Annotated in this window: 21 protein-coding genes; 16 read left to right on the plus strand and 5 right to left on the minus strand. The window is 68.4% G+C overall.

What is annotated here, in order from left to right:
* The first annotated feature begins 80 nt into the window (after nt 1–80).
* From pdxS to AS96_RS13385, 12 genes are all read left to right on the plus strand, one after another.
* Nucleotides 81–971, plus strand: a complete 891-nt coding sequence (pdxS, locus tag AS96_RS13330; protein WP_005049522.1) for a pyridoxal 5'-phosphate synthase lyase subunit PdxS — start codon at nt 81–83, stop codon at nt 969–971.
* Nucleotides 965–1,567: a pyridoxal 5'-phosphate synthase glutaminase subunit PdxT gene (pdxT, locus tag AS96_RS13335; protein WP_036290674.1), complete on the plus strand. Its 603-nt coding sequence runs from the start codon at nt 965–967 to the stop codon at nt 1,565–1,567. Before pdxS ends, pdxT begins: the two co-directional genes overlap by 7 nt.
* A 438-nt stretch (nt 1,568–2,005) precedes the next feature.
* Complete coding sequence (locus AS96_RS15785; protein WP_231477268.1) at nt 2,006–2,413, plus strand: hypothetical protein; 408 nt, start codon at nt 2,006–2,008, stop codon at nt 2,411–2,413.
* A 46-nt stretch (nt 2,414–2,459) separates the two neighbouring features.
* Entirely contained in the window at nt 2,460–2,993 is a 534-nt protein-coding gene (locus AS96_RS13345) for a DUF1697 domain-containing protein (RefSeq protein ID WP_036290676.1), read from the plus strand.
* 34 nt (nt 2,994–3,027) lie between these two features.
* Entirely contained in the window at nt 3,028–3,786 is a 759-nt protein-coding gene (locus AS96_RS13350) for a YebC/PmpR family DNA-binding transcriptional regulator (protein ID WP_036290679.1), read from the plus strand.
* A gap of 156 nt (nt 3,787–3,942) precedes the next feature.
* Entirely contained in the window at nt 3,943–4,512 is a 570-nt protein-coding gene (gene ruvC, locus AS96_RS13355; RefSeq protein WP_036290681.1) for a crossover junction endodeoxyribonuclease RuvC, read from the plus strand.
* 64 nt (nt 4,513–4,576) lie between these two features.
* Nucleotides 4,577–5,200, plus strand: a complete 624-nt coding sequence (gene ruvA, locus AS96_RS13360) for a Holliday junction branch migration protein RuvA (protein ID WP_036290684.1) — start codon at nt 4,577–4,579, stop codon at nt 5,198–5,200.
* Nucleotides 5,193–6,224 carry a Holliday junction branch migration DNA helicase RuvB gene (ruvB, locus tag AS96_RS13365; protein ID WP_005049529.1) on the plus strand — a complete coding sequence of 344 codons (1,032 nt, stop codon included), beginning with the start codon at nt 5,193–5,195 and terminating at the stop codon, nt 6,222–6,224. The genes ruvA and ruvB overlap by 8 nt, the downstream gene beginning before the upstream one ends.
* 65 nt (nt 6,225–6,289) lie before the next feature.
* Nucleotides 6,290–6,727 (plus strand): preprotein translocase subunit YajC, encoded by a 438-nt coding sequence (locus AS96_RS13370; protein ID WP_005049530.1) that lies wholly within the window; start codon nt 6,290–6,292, stop codon nt 6,725–6,727.
* Between the two features lie 35 nt (nt 6,728–6,762).
* A complete protein-coding gene (gene secD, locus AS96_RS13375; protein ID WP_036290686.1) occupies nt 6,763–8,502 on the plus strand; it encodes a protein translocase subunit SecD in 1,740 nt (579 codons plus the stop codon).
* Nucleotides 8,502–9,491 carry a protein translocase subunit SecF gene (gene secF, locus AS96_RS13380; RefSeq protein WP_016465244.1) on the plus strand — a complete coding sequence of 330 codons (990 nt, stop codon included), beginning with the start codon at nt 8,502–8,504 and terminating at the stop codon, nt 9,489–9,491. The genes secD and secF overlap by 1 nt, the downstream gene beginning before the upstream one ends.
* A gap of 59 nt (nt 9,492–9,550) precedes the next feature.
* The gene (locus tag AS96_RS13385; RefSeq protein ID WP_036290688.1) at nt 9,551–11,827 is read left to right on the plus strand and encodes a RelA/SpoT family protein; all 2,277 of its coding nucleotides are present in this window, start codon (nt 9,551–9,553) and stop codon (nt 11,825–11,827) included.
* On the opposite strand, the gene AS96_RS13390 is transcribed toward AS96_RS13385, so the two are convergent.
* The 3 genes from AS96_RS13390 to AS96_RS13400 all read right to left on the minus strand — a co-directional run bounded on the left by AS96_RS13390 (nt 11,806) and on the right by AS96_RS13400 (nt 14,330).
* A complete protein-coding gene (locus tag AS96_RS13390) occupies nt 11,806–12,363 on the minus strand; it encodes an SAM-dependent methyltransferase (RefSeq protein WP_036290702.1) in 558 nt (185 codons plus the stop codon). The two genes, AS96_RS13385 and AS96_RS13390, sit on opposite strands and share 22 nt — an antisense overlap.
* A 93-nt stretch (nt 12,364–12,456) precedes the next feature.
* Complete coding sequence (locus tag AS96_RS13395; protein WP_036290751.1) at nt 12,457–13,911, minus strand: DUF349 domain-containing protein; 1,455 nt, start codon at nt 13,909–13,911, stop codon at nt 12,457–12,459.
* 116 nt (nt 13,912–14,027) lie between these two features.
* Complete coding sequence (locus AS96_RS13400; RefSeq protein WP_016465245.1) at nt 14,028–14,330, minus strand: hypothetical protein; 303 nt, start codon at nt 14,328–14,330, stop codon at nt 14,028–14,030.
* 188 nt (nt 14,331–14,518) lie between these two features.
* Between AS96_RS13400 and AS96_RS13405 the strand changes: the two genes are divergently transcribed.
* The 4 genes from AS96_RS13405 to AS96_RS13420 all read left to right on the plus strand — a co-directional run bounded on the left by AS96_RS13405 (nt 14,519) and on the right by AS96_RS13420 (nt 19,610).
* Entirely contained in the window at nt 14,519–15,799 is a 1,281-nt protein-coding gene (locus AS96_RS13405; RefSeq protein ID WP_016465246.1) for a replication-associated recombination protein A, read from the plus strand.
* Nucleotides 15,800–15,857: 58 nt separating this feature from the next.
* On the plus strand, nt 15,858–17,366 hold the full coding sequence (locus AS96_RS13410; protein ID WP_036290705.1) for a tetratricopeptide repeat protein: 1,509 nt from the start codon (nt 15,858–15,860) through the stop codon (nt 17,364–17,366).
* Nucleotides 17,367–17,391: 25 nt separating this feature from the next.
* On the plus strand, nt 17,392–18,123 hold the full coding sequence (locus tag AS96_RS13415) for a DUF1361 domain-containing protein (RefSeq protein ID WP_036290708.1): 732 nt from the start codon (nt 17,392–17,394) through the stop codon (nt 18,121–18,123).
* Between the two features lie 185 nt (nt 18,124–18,308).
* Entirely contained in the window at nt 18,309–19,610 is a 1,302-nt protein-coding gene (locus tag AS96_RS13420; RefSeq protein WP_036290710.1) for an ISL3 family transposase, read from the plus strand.
* A gap of 27 nt (nt 19,611–19,637) precedes the next feature.
* Here the strand turns inward: AS96_RS13420 and AS96_RS13425 are convergent, their stop codons facing one another.
* Nucleotides 19,638–21,098, minus strand: a complete 1,461-nt coding sequence (locus tag AS96_RS13425; RefSeq protein WP_036290713.1) for a multicopper oxidase family protein — start codon at nt 21,096–21,098, stop codon at nt 19,638–19,640.
* Nucleotides 21,098–21,346, minus strand: coding sequence for an SHOCT domain-containing protein (locus AS96_RS13430; protein ID WP_036290716.1), 249 nt, complete (start codon nt 21,344–21,346; stop codon nt 21,098–21,100). Before AS96_RS13430 ends, AS96_RS13425 begins: the two co-directional genes overlap by 1 nt.
* Nucleotides 21,347–21,708: the final 362 nt, after the last annotated feature.

A 21,708-nucleotide genomic window follows, 5' to 3' on the forward strand; every position in this document is an offset into this window, starting at 1 on the left:
GCTACGTTTTGGCCTAGGCCAATAGCTACGGCATCCCGCTCCGCCGCCCCGAGCGACGTCCACACCCGAAGGAGAAACCCGTGTCCACTCCCGTCACCGGCTCGTCCCGCGTCAAGCGCGGACTCGCCGAAATGCTCAAGGGCGGCGTCATCATGGACGTCGTCACCCCCGATCAGGCGAAGATCGCCGAGGACGCCGGCGCCGTCGCCGTCATGGCCCTCGAGCGCGTGCCCGCCGACATCCGCGCCCAGGGCGGCGTGTCACGGATGAGCGATCCCGACATGATCGACGGCATCATCGAGGCCGTATCGATCCCCGTCATGGCGAAGGCGCGCATCGGCCACTTCGTCGAGGCTCAGGTGCTCCAGGAGCTCGGCGTGGACTACATCGACGAGTCCGAGGTGCTCTCACCGGCCGACTACGTGAACCACATCGACAAGTGGAACTTCACCGTTCCGTTCGTCTGCGGCGCCACCAACCTCGGCGAGGCGCTGCGACGTATCACCGAGGGGGCGGCGATGATCCGCTCCAAGGGGGAGGCGGGCACCGGCGACGTGTCGGAGGCCATGAAGCACATCCGCAAGATCCGCGGCGAGATCGCCGCGCTCGGGGCGCTGTCCCGCGACGAGCTGTACGTCGCGGCCAAGGAGCTGCAGGCACCGTACGAGCTCGTCGCCGAGATCGCCGAGACCGGCACGCTCCCGGTCGTGCTGTTCGTCGCCGGCGGGGTCGCCACACCCGCCGATGCCGCGATGATGATGCAGCTCGGCGCCGACGGCGTCTTCGTCGGCTCAGGGATCTTCAAGAGCGGCGACCCGGCCGCCCGTGCCGCCGCGATCGTGAAGGCGACCACGTTCTTCGACGACCCGAAGGTCATCGCGGATGTCTCGCGCGGCCTCGGCGAGGCCATGGTCGGCATCAACGTCGCCGACCTGCCGGCCCCGCACCGGCTCGCCGAGCGCGGATGGTGACGACGGGGATGCCTCGGGTCGGCGTCCTCGCCCTCCAGGGGGATGTCCGCGAACACGTCCGGGCCCTGGAGACGCTGGGCGCGGAGGTCGTCGCGGTGCGCCGCCCCGAGGAGCTCGCAACCGTCTCGGGGCTCGTGATCCCGGGCGGCGAGTCCAGCGTGATCGACAAGCTGGCGCGGACGTTCGGTATGCAGCAGCCGATCCGTGAGGCCCTCGCAGGCGGGATGCCGGCGTACGGCACGTGCGCCGGGCTCATCCTCCTGGCGGACCGCATCGCCGACGGCATCCGCGGACAGGAAACCTTCGGAGGGATCGACATCACCGTGCAGCGCAACGCCTTCGGCTCGCAGATCGACTCCTTCGAGACGGAGCTCACGGTCGCGGGTTTCGATGAGCCGGTGTCCGCCACCTTCATCCGCGCGCCGCGGGTGGTGGAGACCGGACCGGCCGTCGAAGTGCTGGCCTCCCTTCTGGACGGAGCGATCGTCGCCGTCCGGCAGGGAGCGCTGTTCGGCACCGCGTTCCACCCCGAGGTGTCGGGGGAGACGCGGTTCCACGAGCTGTTCCTCGATCTCGTCGCCGCACGCGCGAGCTGAGCGGATGCCGCGACCCGCATCTGCGGATGCGGAGGATCGCGCCATGACACGACGTGCATCGCGGATGATCGGCAGCGCCGCGGCCGGTGCGATCGCGGTCATCGTCCTCACGCGGTTCGCGGCCCACGAGAACGCGGCGGACGCGGCCGCACGCGACGCGGTCGCGGACCTCATCGGCGAGATCTCGCATCGGCAGGCGCCCGACATCGACGGATGGGCGCGGCTGGCTGCGCAAGCCACGGGTGACCGGAGCGCGATCACGCTCATCGGCATCACCCCGCAGACCGCGCAGAACCCGATCGACCCGCTGGGCACGCTGTCCTTCCGCGTTGAGATGACCGCGCGCCGCACCGGCATGTGGTCCGCCGAGACCGTGTCGAGCACGTCGTGCTACGCCGTCGACTTCACGAGATACGGCCCGGTCGCGAACGATCGGCCGTGGAGCGATCCCCGCACGGTCCGAGCGATCGACTGCCCGGACGGGGCGAGGTCGGTGACGCCGCCGCCCGACACCTCTCCGGTCTTCGTGGTCCCGAGGGGGCAGCCGACGCGATCCTCGCCGTGGTCGCCGACGCCTCCGCGACGGTCTCGACGAGCGAGCTGGAGAGCGCGATCCTGGCCCGACTCACTGCGCCCACCGGCCCCTACGAGCAGCTCGCCCCCCTCGAGGTCGTGCGGACCGCCGACGGCGCGATCGGCGCCTCGATGGGCACCGAGCGCAGGTGCGTGCTCGTGCGCCGCGTGGACGGCACCGAGCGGGTGTATGCGCCGCGCGTGTACCTGCAGCCAGGCGAGCTCGGCTGCCGCGGAACGACCGCACGCAGCGATCTGCGCCCGCCGCACTGATCCTCGACTCGCGCGCGGTGTCGGCGCGGCGGGCTAACGTGGCTGCATGACGACCTGGGTGGCGTTGCTTCGCGGCGTGAACGTCAACGGCATCACGATCCGCAGCGCGGAGCTGGCGGCGTTGCTGCGCGGGCTCGGATTCGAAGAGGTGAAGACGGTGCTCGCCAGCGGCAACGCCCGTTTCACGGTCGATGTCGACGTCGCCCGGCGCGCTGAGCTGAAGACTCGCATCGAGGCGGCCCTGCGTGACCGCTTCGACTACGACGCGTGGATCGTCCTCGTGACGCTCGACGAGCTCGCCGCGGCCGTCACCGCCTACCCCTTCGATGCGGCAGAGCCGAGCCGGCAACCGTACGTCGTCTTCTGCACCGACGTGGCCGTGCGCGATGCGCTGGTGGATGCCGCGGCATCCCTCGACCCGGCGGAGGACCCCACGCACCCCGGAATCGGGGTGGTGTACTGGAGCCCCGAGGTCGGCCGGACGATCGACACCCCGTTCGGAAAGCTCCTCGGGCGCGCGGCGTACAAGCCGACGACGACCACGCGCAATCTGCGCACACTCGTCAAGATCCTCGGCTGAAAAGCAACGGTGTCGCCTGAGTAAACTGGAGACCATGTCCGGACACTCCAAATGGGCCACGACCAAGCACAAGAAGGCGGTCATCGACTCCCGCCGCGCGAAGTCGTGGGCGAAGCTCATCAAGAACATCGAAGTCGCCGCGAAGCTCGGCGGCCCGGACCTGCAGGGGAACCCGACCCTGTTCGACGCGGTCCTCAAGGCCAAGAAGACCTCGGTGCCCAAGGACAACATCGACCGCGCCATCAAGCGCGGCGCCGGCATCGGCGGCGAGTCGGTCGAGTACTCGTCGATCATGTACGAGGGCTACGGACCGAACGGCGTGGCCCTCATGATCGAGTGTCTGACCGATAACAAGAACCGCGCCGCCGCCGAGGTGCGCACCGCCCTCAGCCGCAACGGCGGAACGCTCGCCGACCCCGGCTCGGTCGCCTACAACTTCTCCCGCAAGGGCGTCATCGTCGTGTCCGAAGAGAACACCAGCGAAGAGGACGTCATGCTGGCCGCCCTCGAGGCCGGCGCCGAGGAGATCGAGCCGCACGCGCAGGGCTTCGAGGTCATCACCGAGGCATCCGATCTCGTTGCGGTCCGCTCGGCACTGACCGATGCGGGCATCGAGTACGAATCCGCCGACGTCGAGTTCGTGCCGAACCTCAAGGTCGAGATCGACGCCGAGACGGCACGCAAGATCTTCCGCCTGATCGACGCGCTCGAAGACAGCGACGACGTGCAGAACGTCTTCAGCAACTTCGACCTCACCGCCGAGGTTCAGGCCGAGCTCGAGAACGACGAGTAAGCCGCGTTTCGACTCGCTCCGCTCGCGCAACGACCGGGGGCGCACGCGTTTCGACTCGCTCCTCTCGCGCAACGACCCGGGGCACCGGTCGTTGAGCGAGGGGCGCAGCCGCGAGTCGAAACGCCCCCATCCGCGTCGAGCGCTTAGCGTGGGGGAGTGGCATCCGCTGTGCGCATCCTCGGCATCGACCCCGGCCTGACCCGGTGCGGTGTCGGTGTCGTCGACGTGCGCGCCGACCGGTCGGCGGCACTCGTCCACGTGGGCGTGGTCCGCTCGGGCGCCGAGCTTCCCGTCGCGGAACGCCTCGCCCTCATCGCGCGGGGGCTGCGGGAGGTGCTCGCGACACACCGCCCGGACGTGGTCGCCGTCGAGCGGGTGTTCGCCCAGCAGAACCGCAGCACGGTGATGGGCACCGCGCAGGCCAGCGGCATCGCACTGCTCCTCGCCGCCGAACACGGCCTGCCCGCCGCCACGCACACTCCCTCCGAGGTCAAGGCGGCGATCACCGGCTACGGCTCCGCCGACAAGCTCCAGGTGCAGACGATGGTCGCCCGAGTACTGCGCCTGGACGCCCTGCCACAGCCCGCCGATGCCGCGGACGCCCTCGCCATCGCCCTCTGCCACGGGTGGCGGAGAGGTGCCCCCTCGGGCAGCGCCGCCGCCGGGGCGCTCACGCCGGCGCAACGGGCGTGGGCGGATGCCGAGAAGAGAGCGACGCGACGCTGACAGCTGCGTACCCCGCGCGCGTGTCGATCGAACAAAACTGCGAATGACTGTCTAGGGTGGTGCCATGATCTCCTCGCTGCGCGGCCGTGTGCTGCATCTGGACGCCGAATCGGCGATCGTCGAGGTCGGCGGCGTGGGCTTCAGCGTGGCAGTGCCCGCCTCCGTGGCCCGCTCGCTCCACGTGGGCGACGAGACGACACTGCACACCGCGCTCATCGTGCGGGAGGACGCCCTGTCGCTGTTCGGCTTCGCCGAGCGCGACGAGCTCACCGTGTTCCATCACCTGCTCAGCGTGTCGGGGGTCGGCCCCAAGTCCGCCCTCGGCGTGCTGTCGTCGCTGAGCGTCGATCAGATCGCGCACGCCGTCGCCGACGAGGATGACGACCCGTTCCGGCGCGTTTCCGGGATCGGGCCCAAGACGGCCAAGCTCATCGTGGTGCAGCTCGCCGGCAAACTTCACGTGAGCTCCGCAACAAGCCGGCCGACTGCCGGCTCCGCCGCCGGCGATATCGCGGGCCAGGTCGTCGCAGCACTCACAGCCCTCGGGTGGAACGAGCGCACGAGCGTCGAGACGGTGACGCTGGTGCTGGATGCCGCGACCGATGCCGACAGGCGGTCGGTGCCGGTGCTGCTCAAGCTCGCCCTCGCCCAGCTGGGTCCCGCCCGTCCGGAGCGCGCCGGTGTCTGATTCCCAGGATCCCGCCGTGGCGGAAGACGAGACCGAGCTCGCCGTCGAGGGCGCGCTGCGGCCGGCATCCCTCGCCGAGTTCGTCGGCCAGCAGAAGGTGCGCGGACAACTCCAGCTGCTGCTCGATGCGGCGCGCATCCAACAGCGACCGCCGGACCACATCCTGCTGTCCGGTCCGCCGGGGCTCGGAAAGACCACGCTCGCCATGATCGTGGCGCACGAGAGCCAGCGGCCTCTGCGTCTGTCCAGCGGGCCGGCCATCCAGCACGCCGGCGATCTCGCCGCACTACTGTCGAGCCTGGTGCCCGGCGAGGTGCTCTTCATCGACGAGATCCACCGGATGGCGCGCTCCGCCGAAGAGATGCTCTATCTGGCGATGGAGGACTTCCGCATCGACATCATGGTCGGCAAGGGAGCGGGGGCGACCAGCATCCCGCTCGACCTGGCGCCGTTCACCCTGGTCGGTGCGACCACCCGGTCTGGCCTGCTGCCCAACCCGCTCCGCGACAGGTTCGGGTTCACCGCGCACCTGGAGTATTACGAACCCGGCGAGCTCGAACAGGTCATCTCCCGTTCGGCAGCGGTCCTCGGCGTCGATCTGCCCCGCACCGCCCGCGCCGAGATCGCCCGACGTTCTCGCGGCACACCCCGCATCGCCAACCGTCTCCTGCGGCGAGTACGCGACTACGTCATCGTGCACGGAAAGAGCGCGTCGTCGGCGACCGATGCGCACGTCGCGGCCGCCTTGGAGCTCTATGACGTCGACGCGATCGGTCTCGATCGCCTCGACCGTGCGGTGCTGGATGCCGTGGTCCGTCGGTTCCGCGGGGGACCGGTCGGCCTCAGCACGCTCGCGGTGACCGTCGGCGAGGAGGCGGAGACGATCGAATCGGTCGTCGAGCCGTACCTGGTGCGGATCGGATTCCTCGGGCGCACGCCGCGGGGACGGGTTGCCACGCCGGAGGCCTACGCGCATCTGCGCGTGCCTCGTCCGGACGGGGCGCTGAGATTCGATGACCTATAATCACTGAAGGCTTCCTGCCGCCCTCTTCAGCGTCGATCCGGCGCGCTCCCGAAAGGTGTATCCGCATGGATTGGATTCTGCTCGTCGCGATGGTGGCGCTGCTCGGCTTCATGTTCTGGAGCTCTCGCAAGCGCGCCGCCAAGATGAAGGCGGAGCAGGAGGCCAAGGCACGGGCGATGCTCCCCGGCGTCAAGGTGCTGCTGCAGGGGGGCCTGTACGGCGTGCTCGTCTCGTACGACGGCGAGGACCTGTCCAAGGCGGCAACCGTCGAGCTCGCGCCCGGCGTCGCGGTCGAGGTCCACAGCCAGGCGATCCTGCGCGTCGTGGACGACGAGGACGTCACCGAGGACGAGTTCATCGAAGCCGAGGCCGACCAGGCCGAGTACGAGGGCGATGTCGCCAACGGCGTCATCTCGTCGGTGAGCGACGACCGTGCCGCAGAAGCCGCCGAGAAGGTCGCCGACAAGCCGGCCGATTCCGGCGACGCGAAGCCGCACGCCTGATCTCGCCGCACGTTCCCGAAGAAAGCTGACCCTCCGTGGCCACACCCACCCCGGTGCGCCGTGCCTGGCGCGCACTGACCGGACTTCTCGTCATCACGGCACTGCTGTTCGGAGTGAACGCCCTCGGCGTCTACGTCTTCGGCAAGAGCTCGTGGGCGCCTGAGCTCGCGCTCGATCTGCAGGGCGGCACGCAGATCATCCTCGAGGCGAAGACTCCCAACGGTGCCGCGCCGACGACCGACCAGATGAACCAGGCCGCAGCCATCATCCGCCAGCGCGTCGACGCGTCCGGCGTGGGCGAGGCCGACATCACCACCCAGGCCGGCAACCAGATCGTCGTGCAGATCCCGGGACAGGCCGACGAGGAGACGCGCAAGCGCATCGAGTCCTCCGCACAGATGCAGCTGCGGGCAGTGCTGGCCACGACCGCCGCGAGCACGTCGTTCGTCGGACAGGACGGCAACTCCACGCCGTACCCGACGCCCGACCCGTCGCTGCCCTCCACACCCACGGCATCGCCCACCAACGGCAGCGACCTCAGCTGGATCACCCCCGCACTCCAGGCGAAGTTCCTCGCCTACGACTGCGCGAACAAGGACAATGACCCGGCAAACAGCCCGGCAGACCAGCCGCTGATCGCGTGCGACCCGACCGGCACGGCGAAGTATCTTCTCGGTCCCGTCGAACTCGACGGCTCGTCCATCAGCGACGCCACGAGCGGCATGAACACCCAGAACGGACAGTGGGTCGTCAACATCGTCTTCGACGATCAGGGCACCAAGACCTTCGGTGAGGTCAGCCAGCGCCTGTACGCGTTCACCCAGGCGGGCAAGAGCCCGCAGAACCAGTTCGCCTTCGTTCTGGACGGAGCGGTCATCTCCGCACCGTCCATGAACGGCGTGATCCTCGACGGCAAGCCGCAGATCAGCGGCTCCTTCAACCAGGAGAGCGCCAAGACGCTCGCCGACCAGCTGAAGTACGGCGCGCTGCCGCTCAGCTTCGGCATCGTGAGCGACAATGCCATCTCGGCCACTCTGGGCTCGCAGCAGCTGCAGATCGGCCTCATCGCGGGCCTCATCGGTCTCGCGCTCGTTGCCCTGTACTCGCTCGTCGTGTATCGCGCGCTCGGCTTCGTCATCATCGCCTCCCTCGGCGTGATGGGGGTGCTCACCTACATCACCCTCTGCATCCTGGCCTGGCGCATGGGATTCCGCCTGTCGCTGGCCGGCGTCGCGGGTCTGATCGTCACGATCGGGTTCACCGCGGATTCGTTCATCGTGTACTTCGAACGCATCCGCGACGAGCTGCGTGACGGCAAGTCGATCACCGGCGCGGTCGAGGACGGCTGGGGTCGCGCGAAGCGCACCATCTACATCTCGAAGTCGATCAACATCCTCGCCGCCGTGGTGCTGTACATCCTCGCCGACGCCACCGTCAAGGGCTTCGCGTTCACGCTGGGCCTGACGACGTTGATCGACATCCTGATCTTCATCCTGTTCACCCACCCGGTCCTGCAGCTGCTGGCTCGAACGCGCTTCTTCGGCGGGGGCCACCCGCTGTCGGGGCTCGATCCCGATGCCCTCGGCGCCGTCTATCGCGGGCGCGCGCAGTTCCGGGCTCCGGTGCTGGACGGCGCGAAGGGCTCGGCTGCGCGACGCGCGGGCCGCTCGCGCGGTGAGGCGGAACGCCGTCAGACCATCGCCGAGCGCAAGCAGGCCGAGCTCGCGGCGAAGAACGCCGGCAAACCGACTTCGACGACGGAGGGAGACGACTGATGCGCTCCATGAACGAGTTCGGCAACGACCTCTACACCGGCAAGACCTCTTTCCCCTTCGTCGGACGTCGCCGCCTGTGGTTCATCATCGCCGCAGCCCTCGTCATCGCCGCAGCGCTCGTACCGCTGATTCGTCCCATCCAGTTCTCGATCGAGTTCACCGGCGGATCGCAGTTCACCGTCAACCAGGTCGCGAACCCCGATCAGACCGCCGCGACCGCAGCGGTGCAGTCTGTGGTTCCCGGAGCGACGACGAAGGTCACGACCATCGGATCGGACGCGCTGCGCATCCAGACCGACCAGATGACCAACACCGACACGCAGGCCGTCACCACGGCCCTGGCACAGAAGTTCGGGGTGCAGGAGTCCGACGTCAGCTCGTCCTTCATCGGCCCGAGCTGGGGTCAGGACGTCACGCGTCAGTCGCTGTGGGGTCTCGCGATCTTCCTCGCCCTCACCTTCGTGATCCTCGCGATCTACTTCCGCACCTGGAAGATGTCGGTCGCCGCGATCATCGGCCTGGTCGATGTGCTCGTCATCACCGTGGGTGTCTACGCCCTCTTCGGGTTCGAAATCTCGCCGGCGGCCGTCATCGGCTTCCTCACGATCCTGTCGTACTCGCTGTACGACACGACGGTCGTCTTCGACAAGATCCGTGAGAACACACGCGATGACGGTGAGAAGTCAGGACGCACCTTCGGCGAGTCCGTCAACCTCGCCGTCAACCAGACGCTGATCCGATCGATCAACACGACGGTGGTCGCCGCACTGCCGACGGGTGCGATCCTGTTCATCGGAGCGCTGTGGCTCGGCGCGCAGACGCTGACCGACATCTCCTTGTCGATCTTCGTCGGAACGATCGTCGCCGCATACTCGACGCTGTTCGTCGCTGCCCCGCTGTATTCGCTGTTGCGCGAGAACGAGTCGGACCTCAGGTCGCGCGACGCGCGCGTTCTCGCTGCTCGCGAGCGCGCCCGCGTCGACGCGTGAGCAGGACACGGTCCGCCCGGGCGTAGGATAAACGGATCAGTCAAGGCGGAGGTGAGCGGATGGCCGAGACGGTTCCCACGTCTGCCAGTGCCGGAAACGTCGCGCCCCCGCCCAGCTCTCTGCGTCGCCTCGTCCCGAGGATCTTCTCCCGCGCGCCCTCGCGCAACGGCGTCGAGCAGCTGATCCGCACGGTGCGCACGCACCACCCCAAGGGCGACGTCGCGATCATCGAGCGCGCCTATCAGGTGGCGGCGCGGGCGCACGCCAGCCAGAAGCGGCAGAGCGGCGAGCCCTACATCACGCACCCGCTCGCTGTCGCACAGATCCTCGCCGATCTCGGTCTCGGCCCGCGCGCGATCGCCGCCGCCCTCCTGCATGACACCGTCGAAGACACCGACTACCGTCTCGACGAGCTGACGGCGGAGTTCGGCGACGAGGTCGCCATGCTCGTCGACGGCGTGACCAAGCTCGACAAAGTCAAGTACGGGGATGCCGCGCAGGCGGAGACCGTCCGCAAGATGATCGTTGCGATGTCCAAGGACATCCGGGTGCTGATCATCAAGCTGGCCGATCGCCTGCACAACGCGCGAACCTGGGGGTTCGTGCCTCCGGAGAAGGCCGCGAAGAAGGCGACCGAGACGCTCGAGATCTACGCGCCGCTGGCCCACCGACTCGGCATCCAGGCCGTCAAGAACGAGCTGGAGGACCTGTCTTTCGCGGTGCTGCACCCGAAGCTGTACGCCGAGATCGACAGCCTCGTGAAGCAGCGCACGCCACAGCGTGAAGAGTACGTCCACAACGTGATCGACGCCGTCGAGGCGGACCTCCGCGACCTCCGCATCCGCGGCCGCGTCATGGGGCGCCCGAAGCAGCTCTACTCCGTGTACCAGAAGATGGTCGTGCGCGGCCGCGAGTTCGACGACATCTACGACCTCATCGGCATCCGGGTGCTGGTCGGGACCGTGCGCGACTGCTACGCCGTGCTGGGCTCGATCCATGCGCGCTGGACCCCGATTCCGGGTCGCTTCAAGGACTACATCGCCACACCCAAGTTCAACCTCTACCAGTCGCTGCACACGACGGTGATCGGCCCCGGCGGTCGCACCGTCGAGATCCAGATCCGCACCAACGAGATGCACCAGCAGGCGGAGTACGGTGTCGCCGCGCACTGGAAGTACAAGGAGCGGATGGCGGGCGGAAAGTCCGATACGAAGGCCGTCGACACCGATATGGCCTGGATCGCGCACATCTCCGACTGGCAGGCGGAGACGGCGGATCCGGGGGAGTTCCTCGACTCGCTGCGGTTCGAGATCGGCGCGAAAGAGGTGTACGTCTTCACGCCGAAGGGCCGGGTCATCGGGCTTCCCGCCGGCGGCACGCCCGTGGACTTCGCCTATGCGGTGCACACCGAGGTCGGTCACCGCACGATGGGCGCGAAGGTCAACGGTCGACTCGTGCCGCTGGAGTCAGAGCTGCACTCCGGCGATGTCGTTGAGGTCTTCACGTCGAAGAACCCGGATGCCGGGCCGAGCCAGGACTGGCTGAGCTTCGTCAAGAGCACGCGGGCACGCAACAAGATCCGCGGATGGTTCACCAAGGAGCGCCGCGAAGAGGCCGTGGAGCAGGGCAAGGACGCCATCGCGCGGGCCATGCGCCGCCAGAACCTGCCGCTGCAGCGCCTGATGAACCAGGACTCGTTCACCGAGGTCGCCCACCAACTGCGCTATGAGGACGTCACCGCCCTGTACGCCGCCGTCGGCGAGGGCCACGTGTCGACGCAGTCGGTGATCGAGAAGGTCACGGCGCTCGTCAGTTCGGAGGAGGACACCTCCACCGGCCCGATCGAGATTCCGCACATCGGCCGCTCGAAAGCACCCCGCGGCGGCGATTCGGGTGTCCTGGTGCGCGGCGCGCCGGACATCCTCGTCAAGCTCGCCAAGTGCTGCACGCCGGTGCCGGGCGACGACATCGTCGGCTTCGTCACGCGTGGCAGCGGAGTATCCGTGCACCGGGCGGACTGCACGAACGTGCGATCCCTTCAGGACGATCCCGATCGCATGATCGACGTGGCATGGGCGCCGACGACCAAGAGTGTGTTCCTGGTCCACATCCAGGTCGAGGCACTGGATCGCTCGGGACTGCTCAGCGACATCACGCGCGTGCTGAGCGAGCACCACGTGAACATCCTCTCGGCCTCGGTGCAGACGACCAACGACCGCCTCGCGCTCAGCCGCTACGTGTTCGAGATGGGCGACATCGTGCATCTGGACCGGGTGCTCAACGCCGTCCGCCGCATCGACGCCGTGTACGACGTCTACCGGGTGACCTCTTCCTGAGCGCACGTGCGCAGCACGGCGATGGCCGCGCGCTTGTGGTGCAGCGGTGGGCCGTCGGCCAGGACCTGCGCGGCCGTCGAGGCAAGACCCGGAGACCAGCGGAGAACAGCGGCGATCTCCGCCGCCGTGTCGACGCCGCCGCACTGATCCCGCACGAGATCAGCGAGCGTCCGGGCCGGTGTGGTCACGGCGACACCCGAGATCGCCATCACGTCCTCGCCGCGCAGCGTAACGTCGCGATAGACCAGTCGGTTGTCGACCACGGAGTGGATCCGCCGCGCTGAGAACCGCTGGACGTCATGGCGCACCGGCGGCTCCGCCAGCGCACCGTGCACCCAGGCCGCCGATCGCCGCGTCAGCGCGAGCGCTGCCGACATCAGCGGACGCAGGGATCCCGCGCGCAGTTCCCGTGTCTCCACGGCATCCGTCGGCATGTAGGCCTCGCCGACCTCGACGAGGTCGCCGTCCAGTCGAGCCGCGCTCAGCTCAGCGGTCGACAGCCGATCTCCGGCGAAGTAGAGGAAGGGCCAGCCCATGAGGGCAGTCTCCCCGTCGCGCGCGGTGCGCGGACGGGGAGACGGCGATCTGTGGACAGATTCGGACGGGGCCCGGCCGGGGAGGACGTGTCCTCAGCCGCCGAGGGCCTTCAGCCAGCCCTTGCGTGCCTCGAGCGCCTCGGTGGCCTTCGCGATGGCTCCCGCATTCTTCGACGCCTTGGCCTTCTCCAGGTCGGCTTCCAGGCCGGCGATGGCATCACGCAGCTGCTGCGTCATGTCGTTCTGACGGGCCTTGGTCTCGGGGTTGTTGCTCTTCCAGTCGGCATCCTCACGCGCCTTGACGCCCTGCTCGATCTTGCGCAGCTCGTCGTCAAGCCCACGCTCGGCTTCGCGCGGGAAGATCCGGCCGATCTCGTCCCAGCGACGCTGGATGCCGGTCAGCAGCGTGCGGGCCTTCACCAGGTCCTTCTCCTGCGGCACCGCGGCGGCCTCCGCGAGCAGCGCGCGCTTTGCCTCGATCTTCTCTCGCGACGCCTCGGCATCCGCCTGCTCACGATCGCTGCGTGCGGCGTACAGCGCGTCGCCGGCCGCCTTGAAGCGCGCCCACAACGCGTCGTCGGCCTTCTTGCCGGCGCGACCCGCGCTCTTCCATTCGTCCAGCAGCGTGCGGTAGGCGCCGATGCCGTCCTCGCCCTTGCTGGCGAGCGCCTCGGCGCGCTCGACGAGGCGCGCCTTGGCGTCGCGAGCGGCGCGGTGCTGTTCGTCCATGCCCGAGTAGAACTCGCGGCGGTGCTTGTCGAGTGTGGCGCGCGCATCGCGGAAGCGCTTCCACAGCTGCTGGCCCGTGCTCTTGGGCAGGCGCGGACCCGTCGCCTGGTGAGCCTGCCACTGCGCGAAGAGCTCGCCGATATCCGCGGTGGTCTGCTTCCACTGGATCGACTTGGGGTCGCGGGCCGCCAGGGCCTCGATCCTCTCGACGAGCGCCGTCCGCTCTGCGATGGCGGCATCGACCGCCTCGCGCTGCGCCTGCGCCTCTTCGGCCGACGCCTCGCTGAGTGCGGCATCCAGCGCGCCCAGTCGCGCCTCCAGGGCCGCGAGGTCACCCACGGCGGCCGCACCGACGACGCGCTCACGCACGGTCGCCAGCGTCGAACGGAGATCGGAGGCGGACGCCCCGCCGTTGCGGTGACGAACCTCGAGCAGAGTGACCTCACCGGCGAGATCGACGTACTTCCGCTCGAAATAGGCGAGGGCCTCCGCGGGCGTGCCGTCGGGGTACTGACCCACGACACGCCAGTCATCGCCCTCGCGCACCGAGACGGTGCCGTCGTCATCCACGCGACCGAACGAGTCGGGCGCGGCTGCCGGGAGGGGGGCGACGGCGGCGCGACGCGCGGGAGGGCGCGGGACCGGCATCGCCCGGGGAGTCGGAGCCGGCGCCGGTCGCGCCGAAGCGGGCGTAGCCTCCGCGGCTGCGGCCTCGTCGGAGACGGGCGCGGCCTCGTCGGCGGCAACGGTGGCGGTGTCCTCGACAGCGGCCTGTTCGGCAGGCTCGTGGTCGGGCTGGGAAGGGGAGACGTCAGTCACGGATAGCACCTCGTCGCGGCGCACGCCGCATGGGGGTTCGGTCGGCTTACAGCCTATACGGGCGTGCCCGCCGTCCGTGGAGCGCTCACCCGCGACGCGCGCTCCACCGCTGACTGTCAGGGCGCGGTGGTAGAAGACGGTGTCGGTGCCGGGATCTCGGAGGAGCCGGGCAACTCCAGCGGCGTCGGGGCGGGTGTGGCGGCGCCGCTCGGAGCGGGCGTCGGCGCGCCTGGTCCGGCGGTGTAGTACGCGACCTGACCGCCGACCACCGCGAGCAGCAGAAGGCCTCCCGCGACGCCCGCGATGACGTTGTCGCGGCGCCGGCGTGCGATGAGGCTCGCGTGGAACTCCTGGCGTGCCCGATAGAGGCGCGCGCGTTCCTTCTCGTCGCGCGATTGCTTCTTGCCCGCCGCAGCCACCCGGACCTCCTTCGTGTTGATGCGCCCCGGCCGCCGTGATCCGGGCCGGGCAGCACTCTGGGAAGACTACGTCGCGGCGCACGCTGTCGACAAACCTGGGCGGCCCCGACGTCGGCGGTCACGGATACCCTGGTCCGGTGGCATCGGCATCCGCTCTCTTCCAAGGCCAGACCCCTCTGGCCGTCCGGATGCGACCGACCTCTCTGGAGGAGGTGGCCGGCCAGGGGCATCTGCTGCGCCCCGGATCTCCGTTGGTCGCCCTCGCCGACCCGGCAGGCGCCGCGAAGACAGCCGTCTCGGTGATCCTGTGGGGCCCGCCGGGCACCGGCAAGACAACACTGGCGCAGGCGATCGCGCGTACGTCGGGACGCCGGTTCGTGGAGCTCTCGGCGGTCACCGCCGGCGTGAAAGACGTGCGCGAGGTGATGCAGGAGGCGATGACCCAGCGCGACCTCTACGGCATCTCGACGATCCTCTTCCTCGACGAGATCCACCGCTTCACCAAAGCCCAGCAGGACGCTCTTCTGCCGGGCGTGGAGAACGGTTGGGTGATCCTGATCGCCGCGACTACCGAGAACCCGTCCTTCTCGGTCATCTCGCCGCTGCTGTCGCGGTCGCTGCTGCTGACCCTGAAGCCGCTCACCGACGACGATCTCGGCCTCCTGCTCGATCGCGCGGTGTCGGATGCTCGCGGGCTGAATGGGGCCGTGGTCCTGGATGCCGAGGCACGCACGGCGCTCGTCCAGCTGGCTTCCGGCGACGCACGCCGCGCGCTCACTTCGCTCGAAGCGGCGGCGGCCATGGTCGTCGACGACGATGCCGATGGCGACGGGCGCCCGGCCGTCACAGCGGCCCACGTCGCCCACGCCGTCGACCGCGCTCTGCTGCGCTACGACCGCCAAGGGGATGAGCACTACGACGTCATCAGTGCGTTCATCAAGTCGATCCGAGGCTCCGACGTCGATGCCGCCATGCACTATCTGGCGCGGATGATCGAGGCGGGGGAGGACCCGCGCTTCATCGCCCGGCGTCTCGTGATCTCGGCATCCGAGGACATCGGCCTCGCCGACCCGCAGGCGCTGGTCATCGCGGTCGCCGCCGCCGACGCCGTCGCCTTCATCGGCATGCCCGAGGGCCGTATCCCGCTCGCGGAGGCCACCGCCTATCTCGCGACGACGGCCAAGTCCAACGCCGCCTACCTCGCGATCGACACGGCGATCGCCGACGTGCGTGCCGGGGGATTCGGCCGTGTGCCCACGCACCTCCGCGACGCGCACTACCCGGGCGCGAAGCGGCTCGGCCACGGCAAGGGCTACGTCTATCCGCACGACCTCGAGGTGGGCGTCGCTACCCAGCAGTACCTGCCGGACGAGCTGCGGGGGCGCCACTACTACGAGCCCACCGGACGCGGTCTGGAGCGCGACATCGCGGCACGCGTCGAGAAGATCCGCAAGATTCTCGGGGATTGAGAGCGCCCGCGGCGTGCGAGGAGACTGTCGCTCCGCCGGCCGGTGCGAGGATCGAGAGATGGACGACGAGCGCGCACAGCCCTGGCAGCTGCTCACCGAGACCGAGGTCTACAACGGGTATACGCGGGTACGCCGCGACACGTACCGTCTTCCGGACGGCTCGGTCTCCGACTGGGACGTGCTCGATCAGGGCGACACCGTCGCCGTTATCGCTTTCACCGACACCGGTGACGCCCTCCTGTTCGAGCAGTACCGCGTCGGTCCGCGCGCTCTGGTGCGCGAGCTTCCCGGCGGGCTGATCGACACAGGCGAGGATGCTCTCACCGCCGGCGCGCGCGAGCTGCTCGAGGAGACGGGGCATCGCGCCGCGGCCCTGTTCCACGCCGGGAGCGAGTGGTCGGGAGCCAACTCCACTCGACGCAAGAACGTCGTGGTCGCCGCCGGCTGCCGCCGCGTCGCAGATCCGCACTGGGAAGACGGCGAGACGGGTGTCGTTCGCACGATCGGGATCGACGAGCTCGTCGCGCACCTGCTGGCGGGCGGTTTGAGCGACGCGGGGGAGGCTGCGCGTGGGCTGCTCGTGTTCACGCGGGCATCCGTCGCCGACCCCGTGCTCCGCCGTGCACAGGAGCGAGTGCGCTCCGCGCTGGAGCGTGCGCTGCGATCGACGCCGGTCGCTGATCCCGTCGATGAGTTCGCACTGTTCTGGGATCGCTTCGATCCGGCGGACCCCGCGACGGCGCACGCAGAGCTTGGGCGCCTCCTCGACGCGTGTGGACAGGAGGATGCCCGCGCCGCATTCGAGCGGGCGTCGCTGTATGACGCGCTCGGCGAGGAAGAAGCCGCGATCCCGCTGTACCGGCAGGCTCTTGATCGGGGCCTGGCCGCCCCGCACCGCACGCAGGCGGTCATCCAGCTGGCGAGCTCACTGCGCAACGTGGGCGACGCCTCCGCCGCGATGGCGCTCCTGCGCACGGTCGGCGACGACGACCCGCTGATCGCCCCCGCCCGCGCCTTCCTCGCCCTCGCGCTGCATGACGACGAGAAGCCGACCGCGGCGGTGCGCACGGCTCTACAGACGCTCGCGCCGATGCTGCCGCAGTATCGCCGGGCCGTCGACGCGTACGCGGGGGAGCTGGCGAGCCTCGCCCGCATCCGCGCGATCGCCGTCGGGCTGGTGGTCCAGGACGGACGTGTGCTGCTGGAGTCGTACCCGGAGACCGACCGGCACGGCGAGTTCCTCCGTGCTCCGGGTGGCGGCATCGAGTTCGGCGAGACCGCGGCGCGCGCCGTCGTCCGGGAGTTCGCCGAGGAGCTTGCGGCGGAGTTCGACGACGCCGTGCTCGCGGCCGTCACCGAGAACATCTTCGACAGCGGCAGCGGTCGCGGGCACGAGATCGTGCATGTCTTCCGGGGACGTTCGCCGCAGCTGGCCGCGCTGCCGGTGGGTGAACGGCTGCCCGTGCGGGACAGCCACACGACGGTGGGCTGGTACGAGATCGCGGCGCTGTGGGCTGCGGATGCGCCGCCCGTGTACCCGGTCGGCGTCCTCGACCTGCTGCGCTGAGTGTCGACTGTGACAGGCTGACGGGATGTCGGCTCTGCTCATCGGCGTCATCGCCGTCACGCTGCTCAACCTGTACGCGGCCGTCCTGATCGTGCTGCGCGCGCGGGTCTACGGCGTGAAGCTGTACCGGCCGATGCTGCTGAACATCGGACTCTCCTTTCTTCCTGTGCTGCTCGCGGTCGTGCTCGGCGCGGGCCTGCTTCTGCTGACCCCCTTGATCGGGCGGGCGACCGAGGCGATCGCCGGGGCGGGCACGTTTGCCGTGTGGGCCTACCTGATCGTCGCGACGCTGCTGTGGCTCGTGTTCTTCCCGAACTCGGTGTACCTGATCACGGAGCTCAACTTCAGCCATCGAGCCGAGACCACACCGGTACCCCTGTGGTACGACATCGTCCAGACGCTGGCGCTGACGCTTTCCGGCATCGCCAATGCGGTCCTCAGCCTGGCCGTCGTGCAGACGATGGGCCTCGTTCTCATCGATCGCCCCGACGGACGCATCCCCGCCGCCAGCTGGGGCTTCGCCGCGACCGTGATCCTGCTCGGTGCCATCGGCGTCTATCTGGGGCGCTACCTGCGGCTCAACAGCTGGGACATCCGGCATCCGGGATCCATGATCCGCAAGCTGCGTGACCATCTGCGTCATCGGGGCAAAGCTCTGGAAGCGTTCGGCTTCGTCCTCACCCACGCACTGCTCATCGCCATCCTCTACGTGCCGCTGTTCGCGCTGGGCTGGACCGCGTTGCGCGCGGACGTGTGAACTGCGGCGATAAATGTCGCCCTTATCGCGCCGCAGGTGGGCCAGCCACACGAAGGGAAGGGCGGTACCTCAAGCGGCTCTTCGCAGTTGAGGGTGTAGCCGGGGGTCGGGCGGCGGTGGCTGGATAGGGGTCGAGGTCCCCCGAGGAGGGAAGTTCCTACACTCACCATCCGGAAGACCTCGACGTGCTCAACGCTACCTTCGCCGCGCCTTGCCTCACCACGTTCTGCCGCCTCGATGAGCTCGGCCTCGAGGCCGTCGGGCAGCATCTCGACGCGGATCGGGCGGTGATCGAGTGCCGCGTTGTCGACGACGATCCGTGGTGCCGCAAGTGCGGAGCAGAGGGCGTGCCGCGGGACACCGTGGTCCGTCGGCTCGCGCATGAGCCGTTCGGGCACCGGCCCACGATCCTGCAGGTGAGGGTGCGCCGCTACCGATGCGCCCACTGCGGGAAGACGTGGCGGCAGGACACATCGAAGGCCGCGGCGCCTCGCGCGAAGATCTCGCGCGGCGGGTTGGGCTGGGCGCTGACCGCGATCGTCGTCGATCACCTCACCGTGACACGCGCCACAGCCGGTCTCGGGGTGTCGTGGCATACCGCGAACAGCGCGATCATCGCCGAGGGTCGGCGCCGCCTGATCGATGATGCGGCCCGGTTCGATGGTGTCACCACGATCGGTGTCGATGAGCACGTCTGGCGGCACACGCGGCTGGGCGACAAGTACGTTACGGTGATCATCGACCTCACCCCGGCCCGCGAGAACACGGGCCCTGCACGGCTGCTGGACATGGTCGAGGGCCGCTCCAAGGCCGTCTTCAAGCAGTGGCTCGCGGGTCGCGCGCAGGCATGGCGAGACGGAATCGAGGTGGTCGCGATGGACGGGTTCAGCGGGTTCAAGACGGCCGCCGCGGAAGAGCTCCCCGACGCAGTCCCGGTGATGGACCCGTTCCATGTCGTCCGTCTCACGGGCGACGCGCTGGACCGCTGCCGGCAGCGGGTGCAGCAGGACACGCTCGGGCATCGTGGCCGCGCCGGCGATCCGCTCTACAAGGCGCGCCGCACACTGCACACCGGTGCCAGTCTGCTCACGGAGAAGCAGCACGCCCGTCTCGAGGCGGTGTTCGCGATCGAAGAGCACGTCGAGGTCGAAGCGACCTGGGGCATCTACCAGCGCATCGTTGCCGCCTACCGAGAGCCCGACAAGAAGAAGGCGAAGCAGCTGATGCGGGACCTGATCGACGCCGTCACCGCTGGCGTCCCCGCCGCGCTCGTCGAGATCCGCAGGCTCGGTCGAACCCTCAAACAGCGCGCCCTCGACGTGCTCGCGTACTTCGACCGGCCCGGCACCAGCAACGGTCCGACGGAAGCGATCAATGGCCGGCTCGAGCACCTCCGCGGCTCCGCCCTCGGCTTCCGCAACCTCACCCACTACATCGCGAGATCACTGCTCGAAGCCGGAGGCTTCAGACCCGCGCTACACCCCTAATTCCGAAGAGCCTGTTTGCGTCTGTTGTTAGGTGGCGTTGACGATTCCCATCATGCCGCCGTCTTCATGGTCCAGGATGTGGCAGTGATACACCGTCTTGCCGGTGAAGTCGTCGAAGGGGATCCGCACCCGAATACTGCTCATCGCGGGCACATTCACCACGTCTTGCCAGAGGACGCCGTTTACGGCGGCGCCGGCTCGCTCGACGATCTGCATGGGCCAGACGTGCAGATGCACGGGATGATCCATCGGGCTGGTGTTGCTCAGCGTCCACTCCTCGACGGTGCCACCCCGCACGATCGTGTCGATCCTGGCTGGGTCGAACTCCTTCCCATCGATGGTGAAGCTCATCATGTTGCCTCCCGACCCCATGCCCATCCCGCCGGCACCCATCCCCATCGCGAAGGTCAGCTCGCGTCGACCATCAACCGTTGAGTTCCTCAGATCGCGAGGTTGTGGCTGCGTGGGCACAGCGGCAGGCGCGGCAGGTGGGCCGGCAACAATAAAGGTGGCCAGATTCACCGTCGTGGAGGACGGACGTGTTCCGCTCATCATTCCCATCGCGGCTCCCCTGTCAAAGGGCAGAGTCTGAAACGATGCCGTTCCTGCCACTCCCGTGACTAGAAGGTCGGCGCGGTTTCCTGGAGCGAGGACGACTTCCCTGACGTCCTGCGGGCGCGGGAATCTCCCAGAATCAATCCCCAGGAGTTGCAACCGCTGACCGTCAAGGCGAAGTCGGAGATACCGTGCAGCACACGCGTTGATAATCCGCCATCGTTCGCGCTCACCCGGTCGAGCGCTCAGTTGCGGTGAGGCTTGCCCGTTGACGAGCATCAGGTTCCCTTCTCGCCCAACCATCCGATCCATCGCGGACGCCGCGGGTATTGTTCCGGCCGCGTCAAGAGTGATGTCGGAGAGGACGAGAACCCGCTCCCGGCTGACAGGAATCGGGGTGGGATCCTCGACGATGATGGCACCATAAAGGCCACCAAATACTTGGGTGGCAACCATGCCGTGATGGTGCGGGTGGTACCAGTACACACCCGGCGGATGATCTTTCGGCAACTGGTATTCGTAGTCGAAGGATGATCCCGGATCGATCGACACAAATACGTTGTCGCTGTTACCGTCCGGGGAAACGTGAAGCCCATGAACATGGAGGTTGGTGGGCTGTTTTAGCTGGTTATCCACGGAAATCTTCAGCCGGTCACCCGGGCGGATAATCAACGTTGGGCCGGGCAGTCCGCCGTTGTAAGTGAGAGCTGTTGCGTGGCGTCCGGCTATCTGCGCGGGCCCTTCCGCAGCCGTCAGTGTGAGTTGCAGGGCACCGTTGACACTGCGCAGCGCTGTCGGTTCGGTAAAGCGTTGGGCTGCCGCTGGGACAAACCCGGGATTCGCCGTCCAGAAGAGCCCGGCGCCGCCGGCAACGATGCTGGCTGTTCCGAGACCACCGAGGATCAGAGCCTGCCGTCGGCTTATGGGCTCCATCAGGTTCCATCCCCGAGAACACGGATTCGTTCCTGGTATTCCTCCGTCGTCAGATCCCCTCGGGCATACCGCTCGTCGAGCAGCTGGCGGGCGCTGCTACTTCGGCTTGGCATGTTCTGCTCGTCGGGACGGTCGTGCTTCATGCCGCCCCCGAGGAAGCGAACCAAGAGGATGATGAGCAGAACGACTCCCGCGGCGATGAGCACCCCGAACAGCCATCCGCCACCCATCCCGATCCCGTTCATCATGACACGTGCGCCTTTCCTTGAATTTGCTTGCGGTCACCAACCAGTTGGATGGTTCTGCGGGAGCGCGGCCATCGTGCTGGCCGAACCGGAAGCAGATGCGGGCCTGCCGAGCATCCGACTCTCGTCCTTGCCCCTTGTGGGGTGTGAAGTCTTGGTCGGCAACTCGGCTCGGATATTCGTAGCCTCGAACGGCTGACCTGGATCGCTCGGGCGATCGCGGCGTTGCGAGCGATCTTCGTGCGCCTTGGGTCGTGCCGCCTTTGGTCGGCCGCCGACGACCCGCACAGCCAGAATAGTCAACGGGCTCTTCGGAATCAAGGGTGTAGCGAGGGTCTGAAACCTCCGGCCTCGAGCAGGCTCCT

The sequence above is a fragment of the Microbacterium sp. MRS-1 genome (assembly GCF_000585455.1).
In the GTDB taxonomy this organism is placed as follows: Bacteria; Actinomycetota; Actinomycetes; order Actinomycetales; family Microbacteriaceae; genus Microbacterium; species Microbacterium laevaniformans.